Below are 23,858 nucleotides of genomic sequence, written 5' to 3' on the forward strand. Positions count from 1 at the left end.
CCGGACATCATAGAGCGCTAACCTTCGGAGCTGCCCGGTGACCCCTGCCCTCGACCTTTCCGGCCGCGTCGCGGTCGTCACCGGTGCCTCGCGCGGCGTCGGCTACTTCATCGCCCTGGAACTTGCCGCTGCCGGAGCGCATGTCATCGCGGTTGCCCGCACCGTCGGCGGGCTGGAAGAACTCGACGACCAGATCAAGGCGGCGGGCGGACAAGCCACACTTGTGCCGCTCGACCTCGCCGACATGGCCGGCATCGACCGGCTGGGCGGCGCCATCCACGAGCGCTGGGGCAAGCTCGACATCCTGGTCGCCAATGCGGCGGTGCTCGGCGTCATCTCGCCGATCGGCCATGTCGAGGCCAAGACCTTCGAGAAGGTGATGACCATTAACGTCACCTCGACATGGCGGCTGATTCGCTCGGTCGATCCGTTGCTCAGGCTCTCCGATGCCGGCCGCGCCATCGTGCTTTCCTCCAACGCCGCCCATTCGGCGCGGGCCTTCTGGGCGCCCTATGCGGCGTCGAAGGCGGCGGTCGAGACGATGATGCGTTCCTGGGCGCATGAGACGGAAAACTTGGCCCTCAGGGTCAATGCCGCCGACCCCGGCGCCACCCGTACCGCCATGCGGGCGCAGGCGGTGCCCGGCGAGGATCCGGAGACGCTGCCGCATCCCCAGGAGATCGCCAAGCGCATCGTGCCGCTGGCCAGCCCTGCGCTCAGGGAAACCGGGCTGATCTTCCAGGCCAAGCATAATCGCTTTGTTGCCTACCGGCAGCCGGAGTAGACGCATCGCGCATTTTTTGGCGGAGGAATAGCGCCGCAACCGACGTTGTCGGAATGCCAAATGTTCGCAAACGGAGGACCACCATGCGCAGACTGCTTCTCGTCACCGCCGCTGCATCGCTAACAGCTGTCGGCGTCGCATCCTCACAGGATGCGACGATGAGCTTCTTCGTCACCAGTGTTGGCTTGGGCAAGGGCGCTGATCTCGGCGGCCTCGCAGGAGCCGACGCGCATTGCGGTTCGCTGGCCGAAGCCGCCGGCGTTACCGGCAAAACATGGCGCGCCTATCTCTCGACCAGCGACACCGATGCGCGCGATCGCATCGGCAAGGGACCGTGGTTCAACGCCAAGGGCGTCAAGATCGCCGACGATGTCGCTTCGCTGCATAGCGATGCCAACGCCATTACCAAGCAGACGGCGCTCGACGAAAAGGGCGAAATGATCAACGGCCGCAGCGACAAGCCCAACCGGCACGACGTGCTCACCGGCTCCAAGCCCGACGGCACGAAAATCGCCGACCAGACCTGCGGCGACTGGACGCTCAGCGGAGCAGAAGGTGCGGCAATGACGGGCCATCACGACCGCACCGGTCTCGACGATTCGGCCGCCGCCAAATCGTGGAATTCCTCGCACGCTTCACGTGGCGGCTGCAGTCAGGAGGCGCTGAGGAGCACCGGTGGCGACGGCCTGTTCTACTGCTTTGCCGTGAATTGAGCCGTTCCAACGGACGTAGGACATTCACGCGGGCTGCCGTGGCGAACCACCGCGCCCGGCCGCGCTTTCGTCGATTGCCCAGAGTTGATAGGATCGCCCGACTCCCACAACAAAAGAGGAAATCCCATGGCGGCTCCGAGCGTAGCGTTGGTCTGGTATCTGGTGATTGCCGGCCCGCAAGGCGGCATGGTGGTGCTGCCCAGCACGTTCGACACCCGCGAACAGTGCACCTCCGCCGTCACCGAATATCAGAAGCAGCCAACGCCGGCCGGCTGGTCGGTGCAGTGCGTGCCGAGCGCCTCGCCCTTCGCCGACGAGGGCGAAAGTGAGTAGCCGGCGCGCGTTCAGCGCTGAGCGCTGACCGTCAGTTCCGGCCTGGTATTGATGGTCTGGAACACCACGCAGTAGCGTTCGGTCAGTTTGAGCAGCGCGTCGACGCGCTCCTGTGACTCGTCGCTGTCGAGGCCGAATGTCAGCCGGATGGCGCGGAAGCCGACCGGCGCATCTCTTGCCACACCCAAGGTGCCGCGAAAGTCGAGATCGCCTTCGGCCTCCACCGTGGCGGCGCCGAGCTTGAACTCCAGCGCCGTCGCCACTGCCTTCAGCGTTACGCCGGCGCAAGCGACCAGCGCCTCCAGCAGCATATCGCCCGAGCACAGTTCGAGCCCCGAGCCGCCGGTAGCCGGATGCAGACCGGCAACGGCGAGCGCCCTGCCGGTCTCGACCTTGCAGGCGATCGACTGGTCGTCGATCGAGCCCCTGGCCCTCAGCGTGACCAGCGCGCTCGACGCATCTTCGCGATAGGCCTCCTTGAGCGGCGCCTGCATGGCCTTCAGTCCGGTGGCGTCCATGTCCAACCCTTTTGGCAGTCGGCTTTATCGCTCGTCAGGATACTCGAATAGAACCGATACGGCCTAAAAACTTCGATTTCACGACGTTTGGACCGTAGTGACAAGCTGTCCAGACATTGCTGCGTCATTAGCAGAAAAAACGGTCGACCAGCGGGGCCACCGCGCCGCGAAGTGTTTCTTGGCGCGGCGCTGATCTTTGGGGCCGGCCTGCTGATCATCGGCAACGAACATTTCCACAAGCGGCTGTAGGATGCGCCAACCGCTGCTGACAGTACGATGTCAGGACAAGGCAGCATAGTCTGGTGACATGACGGGATCCCTAAGCATGCCAGCCACCACTGACACCGCCGCCGAGCGCACCCTTGGCATCATCCTGGTTTCGGCGTCGGCGGCGGTGTTCGGCCTCACCGGCGTATTGACCAAGTCGATCCATGCCGACCCGCTCACCATCACCTGCTGGCGCGGCTTCGTCGGCTCGATCCTGATCACCCTCTATGTGCTTTGGCGCCGCCGCCGCTCCGGCAGGCGTGAAAGCCTGCGTCTCGGGTGGCGCGGCTGGCTGCTGGCGATCGAGGGCGCGCTGGCCAGCATCGCCTTCATCTCAGCGTTCAAATTCACCTTCGTCGCCAACGTCGCGATCATCTACGCCACCGCGCCCTTCGTCACCGCGCTGCTTGCCTTCATGCTGGTCCGTGAGCGCTTCCGACTGCAGACGCTTGCCGCCGCCGCCGTGTCGCTCAGCGGTGTGGCGATCATGGTCTGGTCCGGCTTCGGTACCGGGCATCTGTTCGGCGACGGGCTGGCGCTGCTGATGACAATCGGCAGCGCGCTCTACATGATCATGGTGCGCGCTTTCCGCGACACGCCTGTGGTGTGGGCCGGAGCGATGTCGGCGTTCCTTTTGTTCGTGCTCGGCTGGTTCGTCACCGATCCACTGGCGGTTTCGGCCAGAGACGCAGTGCTGCTCGTCACCTTCGGCATGTCCTTCGCGCTGGCCTCGATCCTGTGGACGGAGGGCGCACGGCTCATCCCGGCAGCCGAATCCGGCCTGCTAGGCTCGGCTGAAGTGCCGTTCGCGATCCTGTTCGCCTTCCTGTTCCTGGCCGAAGTCCCGCCGGCCGCCAGCATGATCGGCGGCGCCATCGTGCTCTGCGCTGTGTTCGCCCATGCCGGGCGTGACTGGCACATGGCGAGGCAGCGCTCTGCCTGAGAAAAACTGCCCCTGAAATAAATTTGTAAAGTCATGGAACCATCATCGGGTTCAGGCATTGTTGGGTTCGACGGGTCACCCCAAGTCCCCCCAAACCCCTCGGCCCGTCTAACCTAGAGCCGACCGCAAGGTCGGCTTTTTCTTTTTGCGAAATCAGCTTGGTGCGCCTGCCAAGGCAAGATTGCCGCTGAACAGCGCAGCCAGATGCTGTGCTGGGGGCTCGGCATCCTGGCGCAGCCGGATGGCGAACTCGGCGATGGGAACCGGCGGCAGCCCAAGGTCGCGCGGTGCCTCGACGATGCCGGAATGGGCAAAGCGCGCCGTCCGCAGCGTCAGCGCGATGCCGGCATTCACCGCTGTGCGCAGTCCTGCCAGGCTGGCACTGCCGGCGGCGATGCGGTAGCGGCGGCCGGTCGTGTCGAGTGCCGCGATCGCTGCTTCACGAAAGCCGCAACGCGGATCGAGCAGCGCCAGCGGCAGCTCGTCCTGGCGCGAAACCAGCCCCTTTTGCGAACAGAGCCAGACCATCGGCTCGCGGAGCACGCCGACTTCGTCCGGCGCCGGCGCCTGGCGCATGGCGATCGCCAGATCGAGGGTGCCGGATTGCAGCGCCTCGGCCAATTCGGCGGAGCGGCCGACGCGCAATTCGATCCTGACGCGTGGATGACTCACGGCGAAGGCCCTGAGCAAATCCGGCAGGCCGCTGTCGGCGAAATCTTGTGTCGTGCCTATGGCCACGCGCCCATCGGCTCGCACGCCCTTGAGGGCCAGCCACGCCGCGCGATGCACTGCCAGGATACGCCGTGCGTGGCCGACCAGATCCTCCCCGGCCGGCGTCAGGACGCGGCCCCGCCCCTGCGGCACCAGAAGCGGTTCGCCGACAATATCCTCAAGCCGCTGCATCTGCGTGGTCACCGCCGACGCCGAGCGGCCGACAACTGACGCCGCCTGCGCCAGCGAGCCGCCATCGACGAAGGCGAGAAAGGTTTTGAGGAGATCGGGGTCGAGCATTCGCATAATTCGATAATATCAAAGTGTCTGCCAAAAACAATTTGATTTTCATAATGAAAGAGCGATGGCAAAGATTTCTGACGGCGAAGAGATGCCGCGTAACCCGAGGAGAAAAATTATGCCGATCATCAATGTCAGCGTCACCGGCAGGCCCGATGCCGCTCTGTCCGCCACCATCGCCAGGGAAGTGACCGAACTGACCGCAATGCATCTGCGCAAGGATCCGACCATCACCGCGGTCGCCATATCCTATCTCGACCCGCAGCATTGGTTCGCCGGCGGCAAGTCGCTGGCCGAGCACGGCGCCAAGACCTTCTGGCTCGACATCAAGGTGGTCGACGGCACCAACACCAAGCTCGAACTGGAAGCCTATCTCAAGGCGATCTTCGCCGCCTTTGGCCGCATGCTGGGTGAGATGCACGAAGAAAGCTACGCCTTCGTGCACGAAGTGCCGGCCGCCGCCTATGGCTATGGCGGCAAGACACAGGAATTCCGTTTCATCAGCGGGAGGTTGAAAGCGGCTTGAAGGGCGCCGTTCAGTTCCACGCTCATCCCGCAAGTCATATTAGCGACGGTGAAGCGTAACAGGCCTGCAGCCAGCCCTGGTCGAGCAGCATTGACGTTGAGCCCACTTCGTCTAGGTTCTCATTGAAGCGGCCAGGAAAGAGCCGCGACGTGAGAATCCGTTGGGAGAGACGCGGCATGACCCTGACACTGGCGCTGCTTGCGGGCCTCGTCGCGGCCTGGCTGCTTATCGCCGTGGTGGAAAAATTCCGCCTCGGCTTGCGCTTCACCCAGGCGCTGCTCTACGTGCCGTTCAAGCTCACCTACCGGGTCGCCGATGATCGTATCAAGATCGCCCGCAGAACAGCCGCCCCGGTCATTTACGTCATTTCGCACCAGTCGCGTCTCGAACCGGCGCTGATGCTGTCACTACTGCCGGAAGACACCCTGCACATCCTCGACGAAGTCTCGGCGCGATCGCCCTGGCTCGAACCATGGCGCGAGCTTGGCCGCACCATCGCTTTCAACGCCGAGCATGTCTTCGTCAGCCGCCGGCTGGTGCGGGTGCTGAAGGGCAAGGGCCGCCTTGCCGTCTATCTGCCGGATGCGGTCGAGCCTGATATCAAGACATTTCGCCTGTTTCGCGCCGTCACCCGCATCGCCATGCAGGCCGACGCCCGCATCGTGCCGATCTTCGTCGCCGGTGCGCGCACCCTGCCGGTATCGCTGACGCCGGCGGACAAGGCGCCGCGGCGCTGGTTTCCCCTTCTGTCGATCAGCGTGCTGGAGCCAATGACCATCGCCGAGCTGGTGGCACGAAATCCTGAACAGTCCTCGAACACCAATGCGCTGTTCGACCGTGTCGCCGAAGCCCGCCTTTTCGGCAGCGATCTTAACCGCGGCCTGTTCCTCGCCATACGCGACGCCGCCGACCGTGTCGGCGCCTCGCATCCTATCGTCGAAGACGTGGTCAGCGGCACGCTGAACTACAGAAAACTGTTCATCGGCGCGCGTGTGCTGGGCCGCCGCTTCGAGGCGGTGACGGCGCCGGGCGAAGCGGTTGGACTGCTGCTGCCCAACGCCAATGGCGTCGTGCTGTCGCTCATTGGCCTGTTGTCGGCGAGCCGGGTGGCGGCGATGATCAACTACACCGCAGGCCCGGCCAGCGTGACCGCCGCCGTGCGCACGGCGGAGATCCGCACCGTGGTCTCGTCGCGCGCCTTTGTCGACAAGGCCAGCCTCGCTGACATCGTCGCGGCGGTAGAAGAAGGCGGCGCCAAGCTGTTGTGGCTGGAGGATGTGCGGGCCAGCGTAACCGTACTGGACAAGCTCGCTGCCGCCTTGCTGTGGCGCTGGCCGCTACAGCGGCAGAATGCCGCCAAGCCAGGGGTGATCCTGTTCACTTCAGGCTCGGAAGGCACGCCCAAGGCGGTGGTGCTGTCGCACAGGAACCTTCTCGTCAACGCCATGCAGGCCGAAGCCCGCATCACCATCTCACCGGCCGATATCCTGCTCAACGTGCTGCCGGTGTTCCACTCGTTCGGACTCACCGGCGGCACCATCCTGCCGCTGGTCACCGGAGTGAAACTATTTCTCTATCCCTCGCCGCTCCACTACAAGCTGATCCCCGAGGTCGCACGCAAGGCAAGGCCGACCGTCATGTTCGGCACCGACACGTTCCTCGCCAACTATGCGCGCACCGCCAAGGACGGCGACTTTTCCAGCCTGCGCTTCATCGTCGCCGGAGCCGAGGCTGTGAAACCGGAGACACGCCGCGTCTACCGAGAGCGTTTTCAGGCCGAGATCATTGAGGGTTTCGGCCTGACCGAGGCGTCACCAGTCGTTGCCGTCAATACCGCCATCCACGGCCGCGACGGCACGGTCGGGCGGCTGTTGCCGGCCATGCGCATGAAGCTCGAGCCGGTCGAGGGCATTAGCGGCGCCGGACGGTTGTGGCTCGACGGGCCGAATTTGATGATGGGCTACATGACATCAGATAGGCCCGGCGAATTGCAGCCGCTCGACGGCTGGCACGATAGCGGCGACATCGTTTCGGTCGACCGCGAAGGCTTCATCACCATTCGCGGCCGGGCCAAGCGCTTCGCCAAGATCGCCGGCGAGATGGTGTCGCTGGGCGCAGTCGAGATGCTGGTGCAGTCGCTATGGCCGGAAGAGCACCACGCTGTGGTGGCGGTGCCGGACAGGCGCCGCGGCGAGCGCATCGTGCTGGTCACCACCGCTGATGACGCCGACCCCGATGAATTGCGCAAATTTGGCAGACAAGCCGGTGCCGCCGATTTGATGGTGCCGAACGACATCGTCAAGGTGGAGGAAATCCCGGTGCTGGGTTCAGGCAAGACCGACTATGTCTCGACCCGCAAGCTGGCGATTGACCGGCTGGGGCTCAGCGCGGCAGCTTAGCGCTTAGAGGACCACCACTGACAACAGCAGGATGAACCCGACCGCCATCATCAGCAGGCCCGGCCAGTTCTGCGACAGGCCGAGGAAACCGAGGCCGCGCCGCCGCGGCTCAAGTGTCGGGCCTGGCGTTGCGAGATTTGGCGTCGAGCTATCCGCCGCCGTGCGAACAGGTGCCGGTTCGCTGAGCCGCCCGCGCCATAGGGCTGCGCCAGCCATGTACACAACGCCAGCGACAATGAGCAACGCACCAATGAGGACGACAGCCATTTCTCCTCACTCTTCTTCAACTCCTGCGCCTGGCACAGCAACTTGAGAGATTGGTAGCAAGGCGCTTCGCGAGGTCGCTCGCCTCGCTGAAACAAAACGGTCAAGATGCCCGGCAGGTTCCCGCTAGAGCGGGATGCGTCCGAATTGAACTGGGCATCCCGCTCTATCTATTTGTTTTAGCCGCATTTCTGCGACGCCAAGTGGTTCCACTTGGCTGCAAATGCTTGAGGTGACCGTCGGAGCGAATTGGCGACAGGCCTGTCAGCCGATGTCTGAAGGCGGCACCTTCTCGCCTTCGCGCTTGGCGCGCCTGGAATAGGCGCGCACGCTGAACGGCAGGAACAGCAGATAGCCGGCGACCGACGCTGTCAGCGTGTACCAGGGGTAGGTCATCAAAAGCAGGATATGGAGGACGACGCCGAGGATGATCGGCAGCACCTTGTCGCCCGGGACTTTCAGGCTCTTGCCGGAATAGACCGGCAGCCGGCTGACCAGCAGGAAGGCGACCAGAACGGTGAAGCCGGCGGCGACGAAGGCGGCAGGGCGGGACGGCTCCACGCCAAGCCGCAGGAAGTACAGATAAAGCGGCAGCATCACCAGCACTGCACCCGCCGGCGCCGGCACGCCGACGAAATACTCGGTTTGCCACTGCGGGCGATCTGTTTCTTCGTCGAGCACGTTGAAGCGAGCGAGTCTCAGCCCGCAGGCGATGGTGAACAGGAGCGCGGCAATCCAGCCAGGCGAGCCGGCCTGGTCGAGCAGGAAGGCATAGAGTACCAGCGCGGGTGCTACGCCGAAATTGACGATGTCGGCCAGTGAATCCATCTGCGCGCCGAATTTGGACGTCGCCTTCAGCATCCGCGCCAGGCGGCCATCAATGCCGTCGAGGAAGGCGGCGAGCAGCACCATCACCACTGCCGGCTCGAAACGGCCTTCGAAGCCGAAGCGGATGCCGGACAGGCCGGCGCAGATGGCGAGCACGGTGACGAGATTGGGCAGCACCATGCGCATCGGGATTTCATGGATGCGCGGACCGCCGCTGCCATGCGCCTCGAATTTCTTGAACGGCGCGCCCACGGCTCAGGACACCCGCACGAGCGGCGTTGCGGCAATGCCGCCGAATTCGGCCAGTATGGTTTCACCACCGACCGCAGTCTGGCCGACGGCGACACGCGGCGTTGCGGCCGACGGCAGGAATACGTCGACGCGCGAGCCGAAGCGGATCAGCCCAAAGCGCTCGCCGATGCCGATCGTGCCGCCGGTCTCGGCCCAGCAGACGATGCGCCGCGCCACCAGGCCGGCGATCTGCACCGCGGCCACCGTGCCGTTGGGGCTGTCGATGACCAGCCCGTTGCGCTCGTTGTCGGCGCTCGCCTTGTCGAGTGCGGCGTTGAGGAACTGGCCCGGCCGATGCTCGATTCTTGTGATGCGGCCGCGCACCGGCGCCCGGTTCACGTGGCAGGAAAAGACGTCCATGAACACCGAGATGCGGGTCATCTCGCCGCCGCCGAGGCCAAGTTCGCGCGGCGGCACGGCCGGACCGACCGCCGTGATGATGCCGTCGGCCGGGCTCACCACCAGCCGGTCATCGACAGGCGTGACGCGCTCGGGATCGCGGAAGAAATAGACGCACCAGGCGGTCAGGATCAGGCAGACCCAAAACAGGATCGAAGAGAAATAGCCGAGGAAAAGCGTCACCGCTGCGAAGGCGGCGATAAACGGATAGCCTTCGCGATGGATCGGAACGAACGTTTTCTTGATCGTGTCGACGAGGTCCATGGAATGGAAACAGCCTAGTTTCAGGTCCGGCCTCAATAGCGGAAACACCCTGTGGCCGCAACGCAACAATGAGCGAAAGCCGGTTCGGCGCGGGTGCGTTGGGGCACGTATCCGGTTTACGCATATTGGAACCGATCCGGCCTTTGCGAAAAAACCGGCGCAGTTGTCGGCGCGCGGCATCCTCGCCCGTCCTTGGTGAGAGGCGCTTTATATCGGCCGAGTGGGGCGCCTACGGCACGAAACCTGGGAGCCCGCAATGCCGTCGCAGAAATTAGCAGCCAAAGAAGCAAATGTCGTGATGAACGGTCTGGCGTTCGGCGAGTCGCCGCGCTGGCATGATGGCAGGCTTTGGTTCTGCAACTGGGGAACCGGCCAGATCATCGCCGTCGATGCCGACGGCAACAGTGAGGTCATGCTCACTGTGCCGGCCACCCTGCCCTATTCGATCGACTGGCTGCCGGACGGTCGCCTGGTCGTCGTCTGCGGGCGTGAGGGGTTGGTGCTGCGGCAAGAAGCAGACGGTACGCTGGCCACCCACGCCGATCTGCGGGGTTTTTCAACGAGCCCTTGGAATGAGATCGTCGTCGACGGGCGCGGCAACATCTACGTCAATGGCGGTGGGCCGGCGCCGGCTCCCGGCCAGCATTTCGGCCCCGGCACCATCGTGCTGATTGCGCCGGATGGGTCGGTGCGGCAGGTGGCGGACAAGATCGCCTTTGCCAACGGGATGGCGGTGACGCCTGACAACAAAACGTTGATCGTCGCTGAATCCCACGCCAACAGGCTAACCGCCTTCGACATCGCCGCCGATGGCAGCCTCGCCAACCGGCGGCGATGGGCCGACCTCGGCAACGGCTTTCCAGACGGCATCTGTCTCGATGCCGAAGGCGCTGTCTGGTATGCCGACGTGCCCAACCGGCACTGCGTGCGCGTGCGCGAAGGCGGCGCAATGCTCGAGAGTGTCGATGCCGATCGCGGCTGCTTTGCCTGCATGCTCGGCGGCGCCGATGGCAAGACACTGTTCATCGTCGCCGCCGAATGGCGCGGCTTCGAACACATGATCAGCGATGCCCGCACCGGCCAGGTGCTCAGCATCGAGGCTTCCGCACCGGGCGCCGGCTGGCCATAAGGGCTACGACACTTCCGAGGGGCGGCGGCGGACGACGACGCCGAACTCGTCGCGCTCCCGAGCAATGCGCAGCCGCTCCTCGGCCTCGGTTGCCTCACGCTGGCGGTCCCACATCGACGCGTACAGACCGGCCTTGCGCATCAAGGCGGCATGCGTGCCACGCTCGGCGATCTGGCCGTCCTGCAGCACGATGATCTCGTCGGCCGAAATCACCGTCGACAGCCGGTGGGCGATGACGATGGTCGTGCGGCCCTTACTGACGAGGTCGAGCGCCGCCTGGATCTCCTGTTCGGTATGGCTGTCGAGAGCCGAGGTCGCCTCGTCGAGCATCAGGATCGGCGGCGCCTTCAAAATGGTGCGGGCGATCGCCACGCGCTGCTTCTCACCGCCCGACAGTTTCAGCCCGCGCTCGCCGACCATCGAACGGTAGCCGTCGGGCAGCCGCTCGATGAATGGCCCGATCTGAGCGAGTTCTGCCGCCTTGTGCACATCCTCCTCGCTGGCATCGACGCGGCCGTAGCGGATGTTGTAGGCGATGGTGTCGTTGAACAGCACGGTGTCCTGCGGCACCATGCCGATCGCCGCGCGCAGGCTCTCCTGCGTCACGTCGCGAATGTCCTGGCCGTCGATCAGTATCTTGCCGCCCTGGATGTCGTAAAAGCGGAACAGGAGCCGCGAAATGGTCGACTTGCCGGCGCCCGACGGCCCGACAATGGCAACCGTCTTGCCGGCCGGCACTTCGAAGCTGATGCCTTTCAGGATCTTGCGGTTGGGATCGTAGGAAAACTGCACGTCGCGGAACTCGACCTTGCCGGCGCCGACGACCAGCGGCCTGGCACCCGGCTTGTCGACGATCTCCTGCGGCACATCGAGCAGATCGAACATCTGCTCGATGTCGGTCAGACCCTGGCGGATTTCGCGATAGATGAAGCCGATGAAGTTGAGTGGCACCGAAAGCTGGATTAGCATGGCGTTGATGAAGACGAAGTCGCCAACCGTCTGCGTACCAGCCTGCACCTCCAGCGCCGAAAGGCACATCACGATAACCGTGCCGAGACCGAAGATGACGCCCTGGCCGAAGTTCAGCCAGCCGAGCGAGGTCCATATCCTGGTGGCGGCGGTCTCGTAGCGCGCCATCGAACGGTCGAAGCGCTCGGCTTCCATGCTCTCGTTGTTGAAATATTTGACCGTCTCGAAATTGAGCAGCGAATCGATCGCCTTGGTGCTGGCGTCGGTGTCGCTGTCGTTCATGTCGCGGCGAATGACGATGCGCCAGTCGCTCGCCCTGATGGTGAACCAGATGTAGAGCCAGACCGTCACCGCCACCACGGCCACGTATTTCCAGCCATAGGTGACGGCGAAGATGGCGGCCGTCAGCGCGAATTCGAGGATGGTCGGCAAGGTGTTGAGCACGGTGAAGCGGACGATCGTCTCGATACCCTTGGTGCCGCGCTCGATGATGCGCGACAGGCCGCCGGTGCGGCGCTCGAGATGGAAGCGCAGCGACAGTTGATGCATGTGGATGAAGGTGCGGAAGGCGAGCTGGCGCACCGCATATTGTCCGACGCGGGCAAACAGCGCGTCGCGCAGCTGGTTGAAACCGAGCTGCACCAGCCGCACGACATTGTATGCGATGACCAGCATGACCGGCGCCAGCAGGAAGGCCGGCAGCGGCGGCACCGACTTGGCATCCCCGGCTAGCGCATCGGTCGCCCATTTGAAGAAATAGGGGCCGGCAACCAGTGTCAGCTTGGCGACCACCAGAAGCACGGTCGCCCACACCACCCGCGCCCGGAGGTCGGCCCGGTGGGCCGGCCACATATAGGGCCAAAGATTGCGCAATGTCTTGACGGTCGAACCGGATTCAGCGGAAACGGTTTTTTCGGCCATTTTTATCGCCTTTTTCTTATATCTCACTGCTTGACCGTCACCTTTTCCGAAACCGGCTTCCACTTTTCGCTGACGCGGTCCTTCGATTCGGGATCATGATTAGCGGCCGGTGCAGCACGAATTGACGAGCGCGGCCAGCGATGCGGAAACATCGGCGAGCGCATCGCCGTCGACTTCATAGCGCGAGCGTTGCCGGTCCGGCTCGTAGCGGACCAGCCCGGCCTCGACCAATATCTTCAGGTGCTGCGAAACGGTGGACTGCGCCAGGTCGAGATGGTCGACGACCTCGCGGCAGCAGCAGGAGCGGCTGGCCGACAGATGCCGGAGGATCTCGATTCGGGCCGGATGCGAAAGCGCGGCGAGCTTCGCGGCGACGGACTGGCTGTCGGCGAAGCCACAGGTCTTCTCGGTCAAGGGAGCGTTCATCGTCTATCGGCGATAGACGATGAACGAACTTTCCGCAAGAGAGCCTAACGAAGAAAAAAGATTTCTGCTGGACCTCTAGTTGGACTTGGCAGGGGCGGTCGTCATCTGGTCGCCCATCGCCTTGAGGTTGGCGGCTTCGCCTTCCTGCGATTTTTCCGGGACCTTGAACACCTGCCCCGGCCAGATGCGGTCTGGATTCCTGATCTGATCCTGATTGGCGAGGTAGATGGTCGAGTAGCGCACGCCTTGGCCATAGACGCGCCGCGAGATCTGCCACAGCGTGTCGTGGCGGCGGATGATGACGGCGCCGTCGGCGTGTTCGAGCTTCGGTGCCGCGGTCTCGGGAATTTCAGCCGATGTGGCAGGTGGAGCAGGCGCGGTCGTGTCCGCGGCGGCGGGCGGCTTGGCAGGCTTCTGCTCGGCGGGCGCCACGGCGGCGACCGACTCGCCCGGCTCGCGCTCGAACGGCACGGCGGCACGGGCCACCACCTTGACCCCGTCGGCATCGAGTGCGTCGACATGGATGGTGTAGGTGCCGACCGGAATGTTGCGCGTCGCCTCGACCAGGAAGTGGCCGTCGGGCGAAGTTTTCGCGTCGCCGAGCAAGATGTCGTTGGCATAGGCGCGCACCTTGCGGCCTGGATCGGCGAGCCCGGCGACGAAGATCTTGTTGCCGTCGATCTCGATCGCTTCGACGATGATCTTTGGCCCTGCAGCTGGTGTTGCCGGTGCGACCGGCACGTCCGGAGCCGGCACGGGGACGGCTTCGACAGTGGCCGGCGCCGTGGCAGCCGGTGCGCCTGGGGCTGGTGCTGCGGCAGCGGGGTCCCCGGCAGCCGGAGCGGCCGCCTTGTCGCCGGCAGGGCCTTCAGGCTTCTTCCCGGGTGTAGGAACGGTGAGCAATTCGGAGGGCTTGCCCGGCTCCTCGATCATCGCCAGCACCTGGCCAGCAGGACTCTGGGGAATCGAGACGACGGCTGTCTGCGCAGAGGGGGTCACGACATTGCCGGTCATCGAACGCAGCGCGATCGTGTAATCGCCGGGTTTCAGCGGATCGTCGAGAACGATGGCAAAAGCGCCATCGGCACCGGCGACCGTCGAGCCGAGAACCGTCGAACCGTTGAGAATCTCGACCTTGGCGTTGGGTGCGGCATTGCCGGCGACGACGATAGAGCCCTTGATTTCGACCCGAACGATATCGAAGGTCGGCGCGATCGCATCGGCCGCGGCCGGCGCTGCCGGTGCCATCGCATCTGAGGCCGGCGCGGGCGGAGGCGGTCCATCGGTCCCCGGCTCGGCCGGCTTCTTCACCGGCGGCGTCAGTGATGCCACTTCCGCCGGTGGCGCGCGATTGAGATACGGGTCGAGCGCGCCCGATACATAGGCGGTCCCCGCCGCGGCGACGGAGCCGCCGACGGCGAACAAAAGCGCCTTCATTGGATTAATCGTCATATTTCCCTGCCCTTAGCCACCTAATGCCGGTCTAGCCTGTTTTGCCCAAACCGACAAGAAAAAGGGGACTGACAAGAAAAAGGGGCCAGCAAGAAAAAGCCCGCCCGGGCTTGACCGCGAATAAAGACCCAATCACCAATCATCTCATGAACACGATTCGATCTATCTGCGTCTATTGCGGCTCGTCTCCAGGCCGCGATGAAACCTATGCCAAGGCCGGACACCTGCTTGGGCGTTCGATCGCCAAGTCCGGCCTGCGTCTGATCTATGGCGGCGGCACCAGGGGCATCATGGGAGCCGTTGCCGAAGGCGCGTTGCGGGCTGGCGGCAAGGTGACGGGCATCATTCCGCGCTTCCTGATCAACAGGGAGGCCACCGAAACCGCGCTTAACCGGCTCGACGAGCTCGTGATCACCAACAACATGCACGAGCGCAAGCATACGATGTTCGAGAAATCCGACGCCTTTGTGGCGCTGCCGGGCGGCATCGGCACGGTCGAGGAAATCATCGAGATCATGACTTGGGGCCAGCTCGGCCATCATCGCAAGCCGATTGTCTTCGGCAACGTTGGGGGATTCTGGGATCCGATGCTGGCGCTGCTCGACCATATGATGGCCGAAGGCTTCATCCATACCGCGCAGCGGGTCAGGCCGCTGGTGGTCGACGATCCGGAAGCGATCGTCGCCGCCATCATGGTCGCCGGATCATCGGTCGACGCACCGACCGAAGGTGTGCAGTCGGTAATCGACAAGCTTTAAGGCAATAGGGGAGTAGGGGAGTAGGGGAGTAGGGGAGTAGGTAGTGAATGCCGCTCATGAACTCCCCTATTCCCCTATTCCCCTATTGCCGACGAAGGCGCCGTTGCCGTAGGCCGGACCGAGCGACGCGCCTTTGGAAAAGGTCAGTCCCAGCGAGGCGGTATGGGAACCCAGCGCATAGTCGGGCTTGACCGCCCTCGCCACGAGATCGGGGCGCTGCGGCTTGACGCGTTCGTCGACGTTCTGTCCGTAGTAGCTGTAAGGCCAGCCGTAGAAAGCGCCGTCACGAACCGAGGTCATGTAATCCGGCACGAGATCGTCGCCGATTTCGTCACGCCCGTTCACGGCGACCCAAAGCTCGCCAGTTTCAGGGCTCCAGGAAAGCCCGTTCGGGTTGCGCAGCCCTGACGCGAAGACCCGGGTACCGCGGGTCGACCGGTCCACTTCAAGGACGGCGGCGCGGTTCTTCTCCGCGGCCATGCCGTTTTCTCCAACGTTACTGTTGGAGCCGACGGTGACATAGAGCTTGCGTCCATCCGCACTTGCGATCACATCCTTGGTCCAATGATGGTTGAGATCTCCGGCCGGTAAGTCGACGATCTTTCCGGCGGCGTTGTGGCTCGGGTCTGGCCATTGGAGTAGGGGAAAGCGACAAGCGCGTCGGTATTCGCGACATGCGCCCATACATTGCATCACGACGGCGAGCAATTGCAGGCACGCGCCAGGCTCTTGCAGGACGAGCTGATGGCCAAGCTGACGACGCAGTCGAACCAGTTGCTTTACATGCTGTCGGTGATGACCGCGGTGCTGTTGCCGATGACGATCATCTCGGGCCTGTTCGGCATGAATGTCGGCGGGCTGCCGCTGGTCGACACGCGGGTGGGCTTTTGGGTGGCGTCGGCGATATCGCTCGCGGTCGCGGCGGTCGTCTATCTGTTCGTCAGGCGTCTGGGGCGCGGGATGTAGCAGCAACCGCTACAAGGTGGCGCGAAGATCCTCGATGACAGTGCCGCCAGCGCGCACTTCCGCTTCGTGGTTCGGCTCGCGCCACGTCTCAGCAAGGGCTGCCGCATACCATTCGCGCATTGCCGGCAGAGCCAGCAATCGCGCCGGATAGGTGGCAGCTGCGCCCTCGAAGGACAGTCCGTAGGACTGAACCCTAAACGCCACCGGGGCAAAGAAGGCGTCAACGGCGGTGAAGCGATCGCCAGCCAGGAACGGTCCGCCAAAGCGGCGCAGCCCATCGCCCCAGAGATCGCCGAGACGGAAGAGGTCGTGCTTCAGCGCATCCGACATCGGCACCGGCGCGACGCGGACACCGCAATTCATCGGACAGGAGCCGCGCAAGGCGGTGAAGCTCGAATGCATTTCGGCCGCAGCCGACCGCGCCCAGGCTCGCGCCTTCGCGTCGGCAGGCCAGACGCCGGCGTGGCGCTCGGCCAGATATTCGACGATGGCGAGCGAATCCCAAACCGCCCAGCCATCGTCAATCAGGCACGGTACGCGGCCGCTGGGCGAGAACGGCCGGTAGAGCCTCCAGCTCGATCCGGTCGGAAACGGTGTCAGCCGCTCCTCGAAGGGGACGTCCAATATCCGCATCAGCACCCAGGGCCGCAGCGACCACGAGGAATAATTCTTGTTTGCTATGTGTAGCACGTACATCGAAAATCCCTCGTTCTAACGCACTGCCGGCCGGATCTCGCGGCCGCGGAACATCGACCAGGAATAGATCGCCAGCGCCGTCCAGATCAGGCCGAAGGCGATGGCCTGGATGCTGCCGAAGGGTTCGCCGAAAATCAGCACGGCGATCAGGAACACAATGGTCGGCGCGATATACTGCATGATGCCGATGGTAGAGAGACGCAGCAGCTTGGCCCCGAAGCCAAACAGCAGCAGCGGTATGGCGGTGACCGGGCCGCAGCCGATCAGCAGCGCGGTATCGTTCAGCGAACTGGAGACGAAATGGTCCTGCCCAGTGACGACGAGATAGATGATGTAGCCGAGCGCCGGCACCGACAGCAAAAGCACTTCAAGCAAAAAACCCTGGCTAGGACCGATCGGCAGCGTCTTGCGGAAGAAGGCGTATGCGGCGAAGGAAAACGCCAGCACCAGCGACACCCAGGGCAGCTTGCCGGCGTCGATCGTCAGCACCGCGACCGCGATGGCCGCCAGCACCACCGCCGCGATTTGCAGCCGGTTGAGCCGTTCGCTGAGCAGCAGCGCGCCGACAACGACGCTGACAAGCGGGTTGATGTAGTAGCCAAGCGCGGTCTCGATGGTACGGTCGACCGCGATGGCCCAGACATAGATGCCCCAGTTGACCGAAATCAGCGCCGCCGTCAGCGCCGCCATAGAAATGATGCGCGGCGAACGCAACGCCGCTTTGAAATCCGCCGTGCGGCCGGCCCAGATCAAAACGGCGGCCGCGATCGGCACTGACCAGACGATGCGGTGCGCGATGACTTCGGCCAGCGGCAGGTGTGCGACCGCCTTCATATAGAAGGGCAGCAACCCCCACAGGAGATAGGCGCCCAGCGCCAGCAGGAAGCCACGCCGGGCCTTTGAGTCTGCTTCGAGCTGAATTGCTTGCGTGGCCATGGCCCAACGCTATGCGCCAGCCGCCGGGCCAAGACCATCGCAAAGTTCTGATGGATCAATGGACTTTCGCTGATGGTTCAATCCTACTCTGCCGCGACCAGCCCAGCCAACTCGCGGTTCTTCATCAGCTTGTAGACGATCGAATCCATCAGCGCCTGAAACGAAGCGTCGATGATGTTTTCTGAGACGCCGACCGTCCACCAGCGGGCGCCGGTGCTGTCATGCGATTCAATCAGCACGCGGGTGATCGCCTCGGTGCCGCCATTGAGGATACGCACCTTGAAGTCGGCAAGCTCGAGGTCGGCGATCTCGTTCTGGAATTTTCCGAGATCCTTGCGCAGCGCGATGTCGAGCGCGTTGACCGGACCGTGCCCCTCCGCCACCGACATCTTCTCCTCGCCGTCGACCAGCACTTTGACGATCGCCTCGGAGACCGTCTTCAGCTGGCCGTTGGCGTCGAAGCGGCGCTCGACCATGCAGCGGAACGAGGTGACGCTAAAGAATTCCGGCAGGCCGTGCAGCATCTTGCGCGCCAGCAGCTCGAAGCTGGCGTCGGCGCCTTCATAGGCATAGCCCTCGGCCTCGCGCTCCTTGACCACTGATATTAGCGCATCGAGCCGGTGGTCGTCCTTCGGCATTTCGATGCCGCGCCGTTTCAACTCGGCGAGGAAATTGGCCTTGCCGCCCTGGTCCGAGACCATGACGCGGCGGCGATTGCCGACCGCTTCCGGCGGCACATGCTCGTAGGTGGCCGGCTCCTTGGCCAGCGCCGAGGCATGGATGCCGGCCTTGGTGGCGAAGGCGGAAGCACCGACATAGGGCGCCTGCGCTTCCGGCGCACGGTTCAACAATTCGTCGAAGGCGCGGGAAAGGCGCGATATGCCGGCCAATGCTTCGGCCGAGATGCCTGTCATAAAACGGTTGGAAAAGGCCGGCTTCAGCGCCAGCGTCGGCACGATCGAGATCAGATTGGCGTTGCCGCAGCGCTCGCCGATGCCGTTCAGCGTGCCCTGGATCTGGCGCACGCCGGCCTCGACGGCGGCCAGCGAATTCGCCACCGCCTGGCCGGTGTCGTCATGGGCATGGATGCCGAGATGGTCTCCGGGAATGCCTGAGACGATGACCTTCTCGACGATGGCACGCACTTCCGACGGCTGCGTGCCGCCATTGGTGTCGCACAGCACCACCCAGCGCGCGCCGGCGTCGTAGGCGGTCCTGGCGCAAGCGAGCGCATAATCGGGATTGGCCTTGAAGCCGTCGAAGAAATGCTCGCAGTCGACCAGTGCTTCCTTCCCGGCAGCAACCGCCGCCTCGACCGAGGCCTTGATCGCCTCGAGGTTTTCTTCGTTGGTGCAGCCCAGCGCGACGCGGACATGGTAGTCCCAGCTCTTGGCGACAAAGCAGATGGCGTCCGACTTCGACTGGACCAGTGCGGCAAGGCCTGGATCGTTCGAGATCGACACGCCTGCCCGCTTGGTCATGCCGAAGGCGACGAATTTGGCACTGGCCGTGCGGTGCTCGGCGAAGAAAGCGGTGTCGGTCGGATTGGCGCCAGGATAGCCGCCCTCGACATAGTCGACGCCGAACCCGTCGAGCAGCCCGGCGATGGCAATCTTGTCCTCGACCGAAAAGTCGATGCCCGGCGTCTGCTGGCCATCACGCAGTGTCGTGTCGAAGAGATAGAGGCGCTCGCGGCCCATGCTCATTTCCCCGCAAACCGATCCGTCGCCCGGATCAGCCGGTCGAGGATGCCCGGCTCCGAATAGGCATGGCCGGCACCCTCGATCAGGTGGAAATCCGCCTTCGGCCACGCCTTGTGCAGCGCCCAGGCATAGCGCGCCGGGCACGGCATGTCGTAGCGGCCATGAATGATGGTGCCGGGGATATCCTTCAACTTGAAGGCATCACGCAGCAATTGCCCTTCCTCCAGCCAGCCGGCATGGACGAAATAATGGTTCTCGATTCGGGCGAAGGCGACGGCGTAGTCGTCTTCGCCAAACCGGCTGCTGGTTTCCGGATCGGGCACCAGCGTGATCGTCTCGCCCTCCCACAGGCTCCAGGCGCGGGCGGCCTCGACCTGCGCCTTGCGGTCGCTGCCGACCAGCCGCTTGCGATAGGCGGCCATCATGTCGCCGCGCTCGGCCTCGGGGATCGGCGCCAGGAAGCGCTCCCATTTGTCGGGGAACATTTCCGAGACGCCGAACTGGTAATACCATTCGAGCTCCGCGCGCGTCAGCGTGTAGATGCCGCGCACGACCAGTTCGCTGACCTGCTCGGGGTGCGTCTCGGCATAGGCCAGCGCCAGTGTCGAGCCCCACGAGCCGCCGAACACCAGCCATTTGTCGAAGCCGCACATGTCGCGCAGGCGCTCGATATCGGCGACCAGATGCCAGGTGGTGTTGGCCTCGAGCGAGGCGTTTGGCGTCGACTTCCCGCAGCCGCGCTGGTCGAACAGGATGACATCGTAAAGCTTCGGATCGAACAGCCGCCGGTGCTTCGGGGAAATGGTGCCGCCCGGTCCGCCATGCAGGAATACGGCCGGCTTGGCACCCCTGGTGCCGGAACGCTCCCAGTAGACCTGATGGCCGTCGCCGACATCCAGCATGCCGGACTCGTAAGCCTGTATCTCCGGATAGAGGGTGCGCAGTTCACTGCTCATAATTTCAGGCCCTGCTGCGGCCAGTTGGCCGTCTCGTGATCCGGATGCTGGAAGGAGATGATCGATTCCTGCCGGGTGTAGTAGTCGGGATCGTCATGGACCGGCGCGTCGAAGATCTTCTCCACCCAGGGCAGCCGGGCGGCGTAGTTGACCTGGATCTGCGGTGCGAGGTCGGAGCGATCGTCAAAAGCGCCGATGGCGATCTCAAGCCCGCCGGGCTGCCTGTAGGCCAACGGCGTGCCGCAGCGGGCGCAGAAGCCGCGATCGATGTTGACCGACGACTGGAAATAGCTCGGCTCCTCGCGCACCCATTCGACGCCGTCCTTCGGCACCGTCACCAGCGCGCCGAAGAAGGAACCGAACTGTTTCTGGCACATGCGGCAATGGCAGATGGACGGGCGTCCAAGCGCCCCACGAATGCGGAAACGCACGGCGCCGCACTGGCAGCCGCCGGTTCGAACGGTTTCGGTCATGATCTTTCCTCCGGCGGCCATTGTTCGGTGTCGTGGTCGGGGTGCTGGTAAGAGACGAGGTCGGCGAGATACGAGGACGACGAAAAATCGGCCATCGTGTCCTCGCCGGGCAATTCGTGGATGTGATCGACATAGGGGAGTTTTGCTTCGATGCCCCACTGGATGGTCGGCGCGATCTCCTCCGGATCGTCGAAGGCGGCGATGGCGAGTGCGATGCCGTCGGGCGCCTCGAAGGTCAGCGGCGTGCCGCAATCGGCGCAAAAACCGCGCCATGCGGCGTTGGAGGAGCGGAAGCGTTTGGGCTCGCCGCGCGTCCAGTCGAGTTTTGCGCCACGCACGGACACCAGCGGCAGGTAGAAATTGCCGCTTGCCTTCTGGCACATGCGGCAATGGCAGACGGAGGCGTCACCCAGCGCGCCTTCGACACGGAAGCGCACGGCGCCGCACTGGCAACCGCCTGTGTAGACTGGTCTGTTGTCTAGGCTCATTGCTTCACTCCGGGGTATGGCAGACGGCTTCGACATTGTTGCCGTCGGGGTCGAAGACAAAGGCGCCATAGTAGTTCGCATGATAGTGCGGACGCAGGCCCGGCCCGCCATTGTCCTTGCCGCCGGCAGCGATGGCGGCGGCGTGGAAGGCATCGACCTCGGCGCGGCTGCGCGCGGTGAAGGCGACGTGCTGGCGGTCCTTCGGCTTGTCCTTGCCTTGATGCAGCCAGAACACCGGCCGGTCACGGCCATAGCCGCCGACCTTCGCACCGCCGGTATATTCCTGCGGCACCATGTAGAGCAGCGAGGCACCGAGCGGCGCCATCGCCTTATCATAGAACGCCTTCGACGCGTCGAAATCGGAAACGGTGATGCCAAGATGATCGATCATCTTTTTACCTCCCAGGTGGTGATGCGGGCGCTGGTGACGGGGTCCTTGCCGTCCTTCAACTGGATACCTTGCGCCAGCAATTCGGCGCGGATGCGGTCGGCCTCGGCCCAATTTCCAGCAGAGATGAGGGTCAGGCGTTTGGCGATCGCCCTGGCGATGGCGTCTTCATCGACTTTGGCCGGCGTAACGTCGAAGCCAAGGAACAGCAACGCCGCCTTCAGCGAAGCGGCAGCATCGTTGCCCGCTGCGGCAGCGTTACCGCCACCGGCAGCATTGAAATCCACAGCCTCGCCGGCCAACTGCGTCAGCACCTGGAACGCAGAATAGGTTGCGAGATCGTCCGACAGGGCTTCCACCACTTCCACCGGCAATTGCATTGCCGCCGCCGGTGCGATATCCGCCGCCCGCTTCCATTTACGCAGCGTATTTTCCGCCTCTTCCAGCTTGCGCACGGAAAAGTCGATCGGCTCGCGATAATGCGTCATCAGCATCGCCAGCCGCAGCACCTCGCCCGGCCATTTGCGGCCACCAAAGGTCTCGGTCTCCAGCAACTCGTTGATCGAGTAGAAGTTGCCCAAGCTCTTGGACATCTTCTGCCCCTCGACCTGCAGGAAGCCGTTGTGCATCCACACTTTTGCCATCACATCGGTGCCGTGGGCGCAGCGCGACTGGGCGATCTCGTTCTCGTGGTGCGGGAAGATCAGGTCGAGCCCGCCGCCATGGATGTCGAAGACCTCGCCGAGATAGGCGGCCGACATCGCCGAGCACTCGATGTGCCAGCCCGGCCGGCCCCTGCCCCACGGGCTGTCCCAGCCCGGCTCTTCCGGCGAGGACAGCTTCCACAGCACGAAATCGCCAGGGTTCTTCTTGTGTGGATCGACGGCGACGCGAGCGCCGGCCTGCTGTTCGTCGAGATTGCGCTTCGACAATTGGCCGTAGTCCGGCATCGAGGCCGTGTCGAACAGAACTTCGCCTGCCGCAACATAGGCATGGCCGCGTTCGATCAACCGTTGAATCAAGGAGATCATGTCGACTTTGCCATCGGCGCGCGGCTCGACGAATTCGGTGGCACGCGGCTCGACCGTCGGTTCCAGGCAGCCGAGCGTTGCCACATCCTTGTGGAACTGGTCGGCGGTTTTTTCGGTGACCCGCCGGATCGCCTCGTTCAGCGACAGCTTTCCCGAGGCAATCTCGCCGCCGAAATCGCGCAGTGCGCGGTCATTGATCTTGTCGTCGACATCCGTGATGTTGCGTACATAGGTGACCTGCGCTTGCCCGTAGAGATGGCGCAGCAGACGGAACAGCACGTCGAAGACGATCACCGGCCGCGCGTTGCCGATATGGGCAAAGTCGTAGACCGTCGGGCCGCAGACATACATGCGCACATTGCGCGGATCGATCGGGAAGAAATCCTCCTTGGTCCGCGTCAGCGTGTTGTAGAGGCGCAGGCCCTGCGATGCGTCAGACATTCGTGCCTTCCCGGTGCGTTACTTTTTGGCTGGGCCCACTTGCGCCGAGACGCAAATCAGGCACCAGCCTGCTGGCCGGGGCGTTTGTCCACTCTAGAAGGAAGATAGGCGAAAACGTCCGGACCAGCGCGAAGCTAGCCAATAATGCAAATGCCACAAATGGCGAAAGACGTTCTCATGAGCGGCTTTATCGCCTCACCCAGTGTTGCCGTCAAGTCGCAACTTTCGGCAAAAGAGTCGCTGGATCACAGGTAATGACGCAGTGAAACATTTTATTAAACATCTCGGCACAGTCATGAAACATTCGCCGGCTAGATCACCAGATGTCACGATTTGGTCGGATTCGACCAGCAAACGCGGACACGAAGACGTTACCAGGGAAGAGAAAAATGCCCCGAACCAAGCAGGACTCCAGCAGTGCCAAGCAACCGGCGCTCGCCAGCCAATACCGGGCGATCGGCCCGGCCGCGATCGTCGCCGCCCTTCTCCACACAGCGAAGAAGAAGAAGCCGGTGCAGAAGATCATATCGCCGCGCGCTGCCTGATGTGACGTGCGGCCGGCCGGTCGCCAGTAAATGGGGCGCC

The 23,858-nt window shown here is 63.8% G+C and carries 26 protein-coding genes and 1 pseudogene; 10 read left to right on the top strand and 17 right to left on the bottom strand.

Going from position 1 to position 23,858, the window contains the following annotated elements:
• Window positions 1-37: 37 nt before the first annotated feature.
• The 3 genes from AC0NIE_RS26165 to AC0NIE_RS26175 all read left to right on the top strand — a co-directional run bounded on the left by AC0NIE_RS26165 (window position 38) and on the right by AC0NIE_RS26175 (window position 1,830).
• Window positions 38-784, top strand: a complete 747-nt coding sequence (locus AC0NIE_RS26165; RefSeq protein WP_473486682.1) for an SDR family NAD(P)-dependent oxidoreductase — start codon at window positions 38-40, stop codon at window positions 782-784.
• Window positions 785-867: 83 nt separating this feature from the next.
• Entirely contained in the window at window positions 868-1,497 is a 630-nt protein-coding gene (locus tag AC0NIE_RS26170; RefSeq protein ID WP_473486681.1) for a hypothetical protein, read from the top strand.
• A gap of 126 nt (window positions 1,498-1,623) precedes the next feature.
• Entirely contained in the window at window positions 1,624-1,830 is a 207-nt protein-coding gene (locus AC0NIE_RS26175; protein ID WP_123149778.1) for a hypothetical protein, read from the top strand.
• Window positions 1,831-1,841: 11 nt separating this feature from the next.
• Here the strand turns inward: AC0NIE_RS26175 and AC0NIE_RS26180 are convergent, their stop codons facing one another.
• Window positions 1,842-2,348 carry an OsmC family protein gene (locus AC0NIE_RS26180; protein WP_473486680.1) on the bottom strand — a complete coding sequence of 169 codons (507 nt, stop codon included), beginning with the start codon at window positions 2,346-2,348 and terminating at the stop codon, window positions 1,842-1,844.
• A 325-nt stretch (window positions 2,349-2,673) separates the two neighbouring features.
• Between AC0NIE_RS26180 and AC0NIE_RS26185 the strand changes: the two genes are divergently transcribed.
• Entirely contained in the window at window positions 2,674-3,558 is an 885-nt protein-coding gene (locus AC0NIE_RS26185) for a DMT family transporter (protein WP_473486679.1), read from the top strand.
• A 153-nt stretch (window positions 3,559-3,711) separates the two neighbouring features.
• Here AC0NIE_RS26185 and AC0NIE_RS26190 read toward each other — a convergent pair whose 3' ends face one another.
• Entirely contained in the window at window positions 3,712-4,575 is an 864-nt protein-coding gene (locus AC0NIE_RS26190; RefSeq protein ID WP_473486678.1) for a LysR substrate-binding domain-containing protein, read from the bottom strand.
• Window positions 4,576-4,687: 112 nt separating this feature from the next.
• On the opposite strand from AC0NIE_RS26190, the gene AC0NIE_RS26195 reads away from it, so the two are divergent.
• Together AC0NIE_RS26195 and AC0NIE_RS26200 are read left to right on the top strand one after the other, a co-directional pair.
• Complete coding sequence (locus tag AC0NIE_RS26195; RefSeq protein WP_292184285.1) at window positions 4,688-5,095, top strand: tautomerase family protein; 408 nt, start codon at window positions 4,688-4,690, stop codon at window positions 5,093-5,095.
• Between the two features lie 176 nt (window positions 5,096-5,271).
• Window positions 5,272-7,494, top strand: a complete 2,223-nt coding sequence (locus AC0NIE_RS26200; protein ID WP_473486677.1) for an AMP-binding protein — start codon at window positions 5,272-5,274, stop codon at window positions 7,492-7,494.
• Window positions 7,495-7,497: 3 nt separating this feature from the next.
• On the opposite strand, the gene AC0NIE_RS26205 is transcribed toward AC0NIE_RS26200, so the two are convergent.
• From AC0NIE_RS26205 to AC0NIE_RS26215, 3 genes are all read right to left on the bottom strand, one after another.
• Complete coding sequence (locus tag AC0NIE_RS26205; protein WP_473486676.1) at window positions 7,498-7,761, bottom strand: hypothetical protein; 264 nt, start codon at window positions 7,759-7,761, stop codon at window positions 7,498-7,500.
• A 261-nt stretch (window positions 7,762-8,022) separates the two neighbouring features.
• A complete protein-coding gene (gene pssA, locus AC0NIE_RS26210; protein ID WP_473486675.1) occupies window positions 8,023-8,838 on the bottom strand; it encodes a CDP-diacylglycerol--serine O-phosphatidyltransferase in 816 nt (271 codons plus the stop codon).
• A 3-nt stretch (window positions 8,839-8,841) separates the two neighbouring features.
• Window positions 8,842-9,540, bottom strand: a complete 699-nt coding sequence (locus AC0NIE_RS26215) for a phosphatidylserine decarboxylase (RefSeq protein WP_123149893.1) — start codon at window positions 9,538-9,540, stop codon at window positions 8,842-8,844.
• 256 nt (window positions 9,541-9,796) lie between these two features.
• Between AC0NIE_RS26215 and AC0NIE_RS26220 the strand changes: the two genes are divergently transcribed.
• On the top strand, window positions 9,797-10,669 hold the full coding sequence (locus AC0NIE_RS26220; protein ID WP_473486674.1) for an SMP-30/gluconolactonase/LRE family protein: 873 nt from the start codon (window positions 9,797-9,799) through the stop codon (window positions 10,667-10,669).
• Window positions 10,670-10,672: 3 nt separating this feature from the next.
• On the opposite strand, the gene AC0NIE_RS26225 is transcribed toward AC0NIE_RS26220, so the two are convergent.
• The 3 genes from AC0NIE_RS26225 to AC0NIE_RS26235 form a co-directional block, all read right to left on the bottom strand.
• Entirely contained in the window at window positions 10,673-12,559 is a 1,887-nt protein-coding gene (locus AC0NIE_RS26225; protein ID WP_473486673.1) for an ABCB family ABC transporter ATP-binding protein/permease, read from the bottom strand.
• A 99-nt stretch (window positions 12,560-12,658) separates the two neighbouring features.
• Window positions 12,659-12,985 carry an ArsR/SmtB family transcription factor gene (locus AC0NIE_RS26230; protein WP_473486672.1) on the bottom strand — a complete coding sequence of 109 codons (327 nt, stop codon included), beginning with the start codon at window positions 12,983-12,985 and terminating at the stop codon, window positions 12,659-12,661.
• Window positions 12,986-13,060: 75 nt separating this feature from the next.
• Complete coding sequence (locus AC0NIE_RS26235; protein WP_473486671.1) at window positions 13,061-14,437, bottom strand: LysM peptidoglycan-binding domain-containing protein; 1,377 nt, start codon at window positions 14,435-14,437, stop codon at window positions 13,061-13,063.
• 146 nt (window positions 14,438-14,583) lie between these two features.
• Between AC0NIE_RS26235 and AC0NIE_RS26240 the strand changes: the two genes are divergently transcribed.
• Window positions 14,584-15,195, top strand: coding sequence for an LOG family protein (locus AC0NIE_RS26240; protein WP_473486670.1), 612 nt, complete (start codon window positions 14,584-14,586; stop codon window positions 15,193-15,195).
• A 78-nt stretch (window positions 15,196-15,273) separates the two neighbouring features.
• On the opposite strand, the pseudogene AC0NIE_RS26245 reads toward AC0NIE_RS26240, so the two are convergent.
• A pseudogene (locus AC0NIE_RS26245) lies at window positions 15,274-15,872 on the bottom strand (PQQ-dependent sugar dehydrogenase); the annotation flags it as partial.
• A gap of 31 nt (window positions 15,873-15,903) precedes the next feature.
• Between AC0NIE_RS26245 and AC0NIE_RS26250 the strand changes: the two are divergent.
• A complete protein-coding gene (locus AC0NIE_RS26250) occupies window positions 15,904-16,161 on the top strand; it encodes a CorA family divalent cation transporter (protein WP_473613662.1) in 258 nt (85 codons plus the stop codon).
• Between the two features lie 9 nt (window positions 16,162-16,170).
• On the opposite strand, the gene AC0NIE_RS26255 is transcribed toward AC0NIE_RS26250, so the two are convergent.
• From AC0NIE_RS26255 to cysS, 8 genes are all read right to left on the bottom strand, one after another.
• Window positions 16,171-16,857: a glutathione S-transferase family protein gene (locus AC0NIE_RS26255; protein WP_473486668.1), complete on the bottom strand. Its 687-nt coding sequence runs from the start codon at window positions 16,855-16,857 to the stop codon at window positions 16,171-16,173.
• A 15-nt stretch (window positions 16,858-16,872) separates the two neighbouring features.
• Entirely contained in the window at window positions 16,873-17,793 is a 921-nt protein-coding gene (rarD, locus tag AC0NIE_RS26260) for an EamA family transporter RarD (protein ID WP_473486667.1), read from the bottom strand.
• A gap of 83 nt (window positions 17,794-17,876) precedes the next feature.
• The gene (gene cimA, locus AC0NIE_RS26265; RefSeq protein ID WP_473486666.1) at window positions 17,877-19,493 is read right to left on the bottom strand and encodes a citramalate synthase; all 1,617 of its coding nucleotides are present in this window, start codon (window positions 19,491-19,493) and stop codon (window positions 17,877-17,879) included.
• 2 nt (window positions 19,494-19,495) lie between these two features.
• Window positions 19,496-20,452: a prolyl aminopeptidase gene (gene pip / locus AC0NIE_RS26270; protein WP_473486665.1), complete on the bottom strand. Its 957-nt coding sequence runs from the start codon at window positions 20,450-20,452 to the stop codon at window positions 19,496-19,498.
• The gene (locus tag AC0NIE_RS26275) at window positions 20,449-20,925 is read right to left on the bottom strand and encodes a GFA family protein (RefSeq protein WP_473486664.1); all 477 of its coding nucleotides are present in this window, start codon (window positions 20,923-20,925) and stop codon (window positions 20,449-20,451) included. Before AC0NIE_RS26275 ends, pip begins: the two co-directional genes overlap by 4 nt.
• Entirely contained in the window at window positions 20,922-21,413 is a 492-nt protein-coding gene (locus tag AC0NIE_RS26280) for a GFA family protein (RefSeq protein ID WP_473486663.1), read from the bottom strand. The genes AC0NIE_RS26275 and AC0NIE_RS26280 overlap by 4 nt, the downstream gene beginning before the upstream one ends.
• A gap of 4 nt (window positions 21,414-21,417) precedes the next feature.
• Window positions 21,418-21,804: a VOC family protein gene (locus AC0NIE_RS26285; protein ID WP_473486662.1), complete on the bottom strand. Its 387-nt coding sequence runs from the start codon at window positions 21,802-21,804 to the stop codon at window positions 21,418-21,420.
• Complete coding sequence (gene cysS, locus AC0NIE_RS26290) at window positions 21,801-23,273, bottom strand: cysteine--tRNA ligase (RefSeq protein ID WP_473486661.1); 1,473 nt, start codon at window positions 23,271-23,273, stop codon at window positions 21,801-21,803. Before cysS ends, AC0NIE_RS26285 begins: the two co-directional genes overlap by 4 nt.
• A gap of 389 nt (window positions 23,274-23,662) precedes the next feature.
• Here cysS and AC0NIE_RS26295 point away from each other — a divergent pair, with 389 nt between their 5' ends.
• Window positions 23,663-23,818: a hypothetical protein gene (locus AC0NIE_RS26295; RefSeq protein WP_095496669.1), complete on the top strand. Its 156-nt coding sequence runs from the start codon at window positions 23,663-23,665 to the stop codon at window positions 23,816-23,818.
• The last annotated feature ends 40 nt before the right edge of the window (window positions 23,819-23,858 follow it).

Source organism: Mesorhizobium sp. WSM4842 (assembly GCF_055901575.1).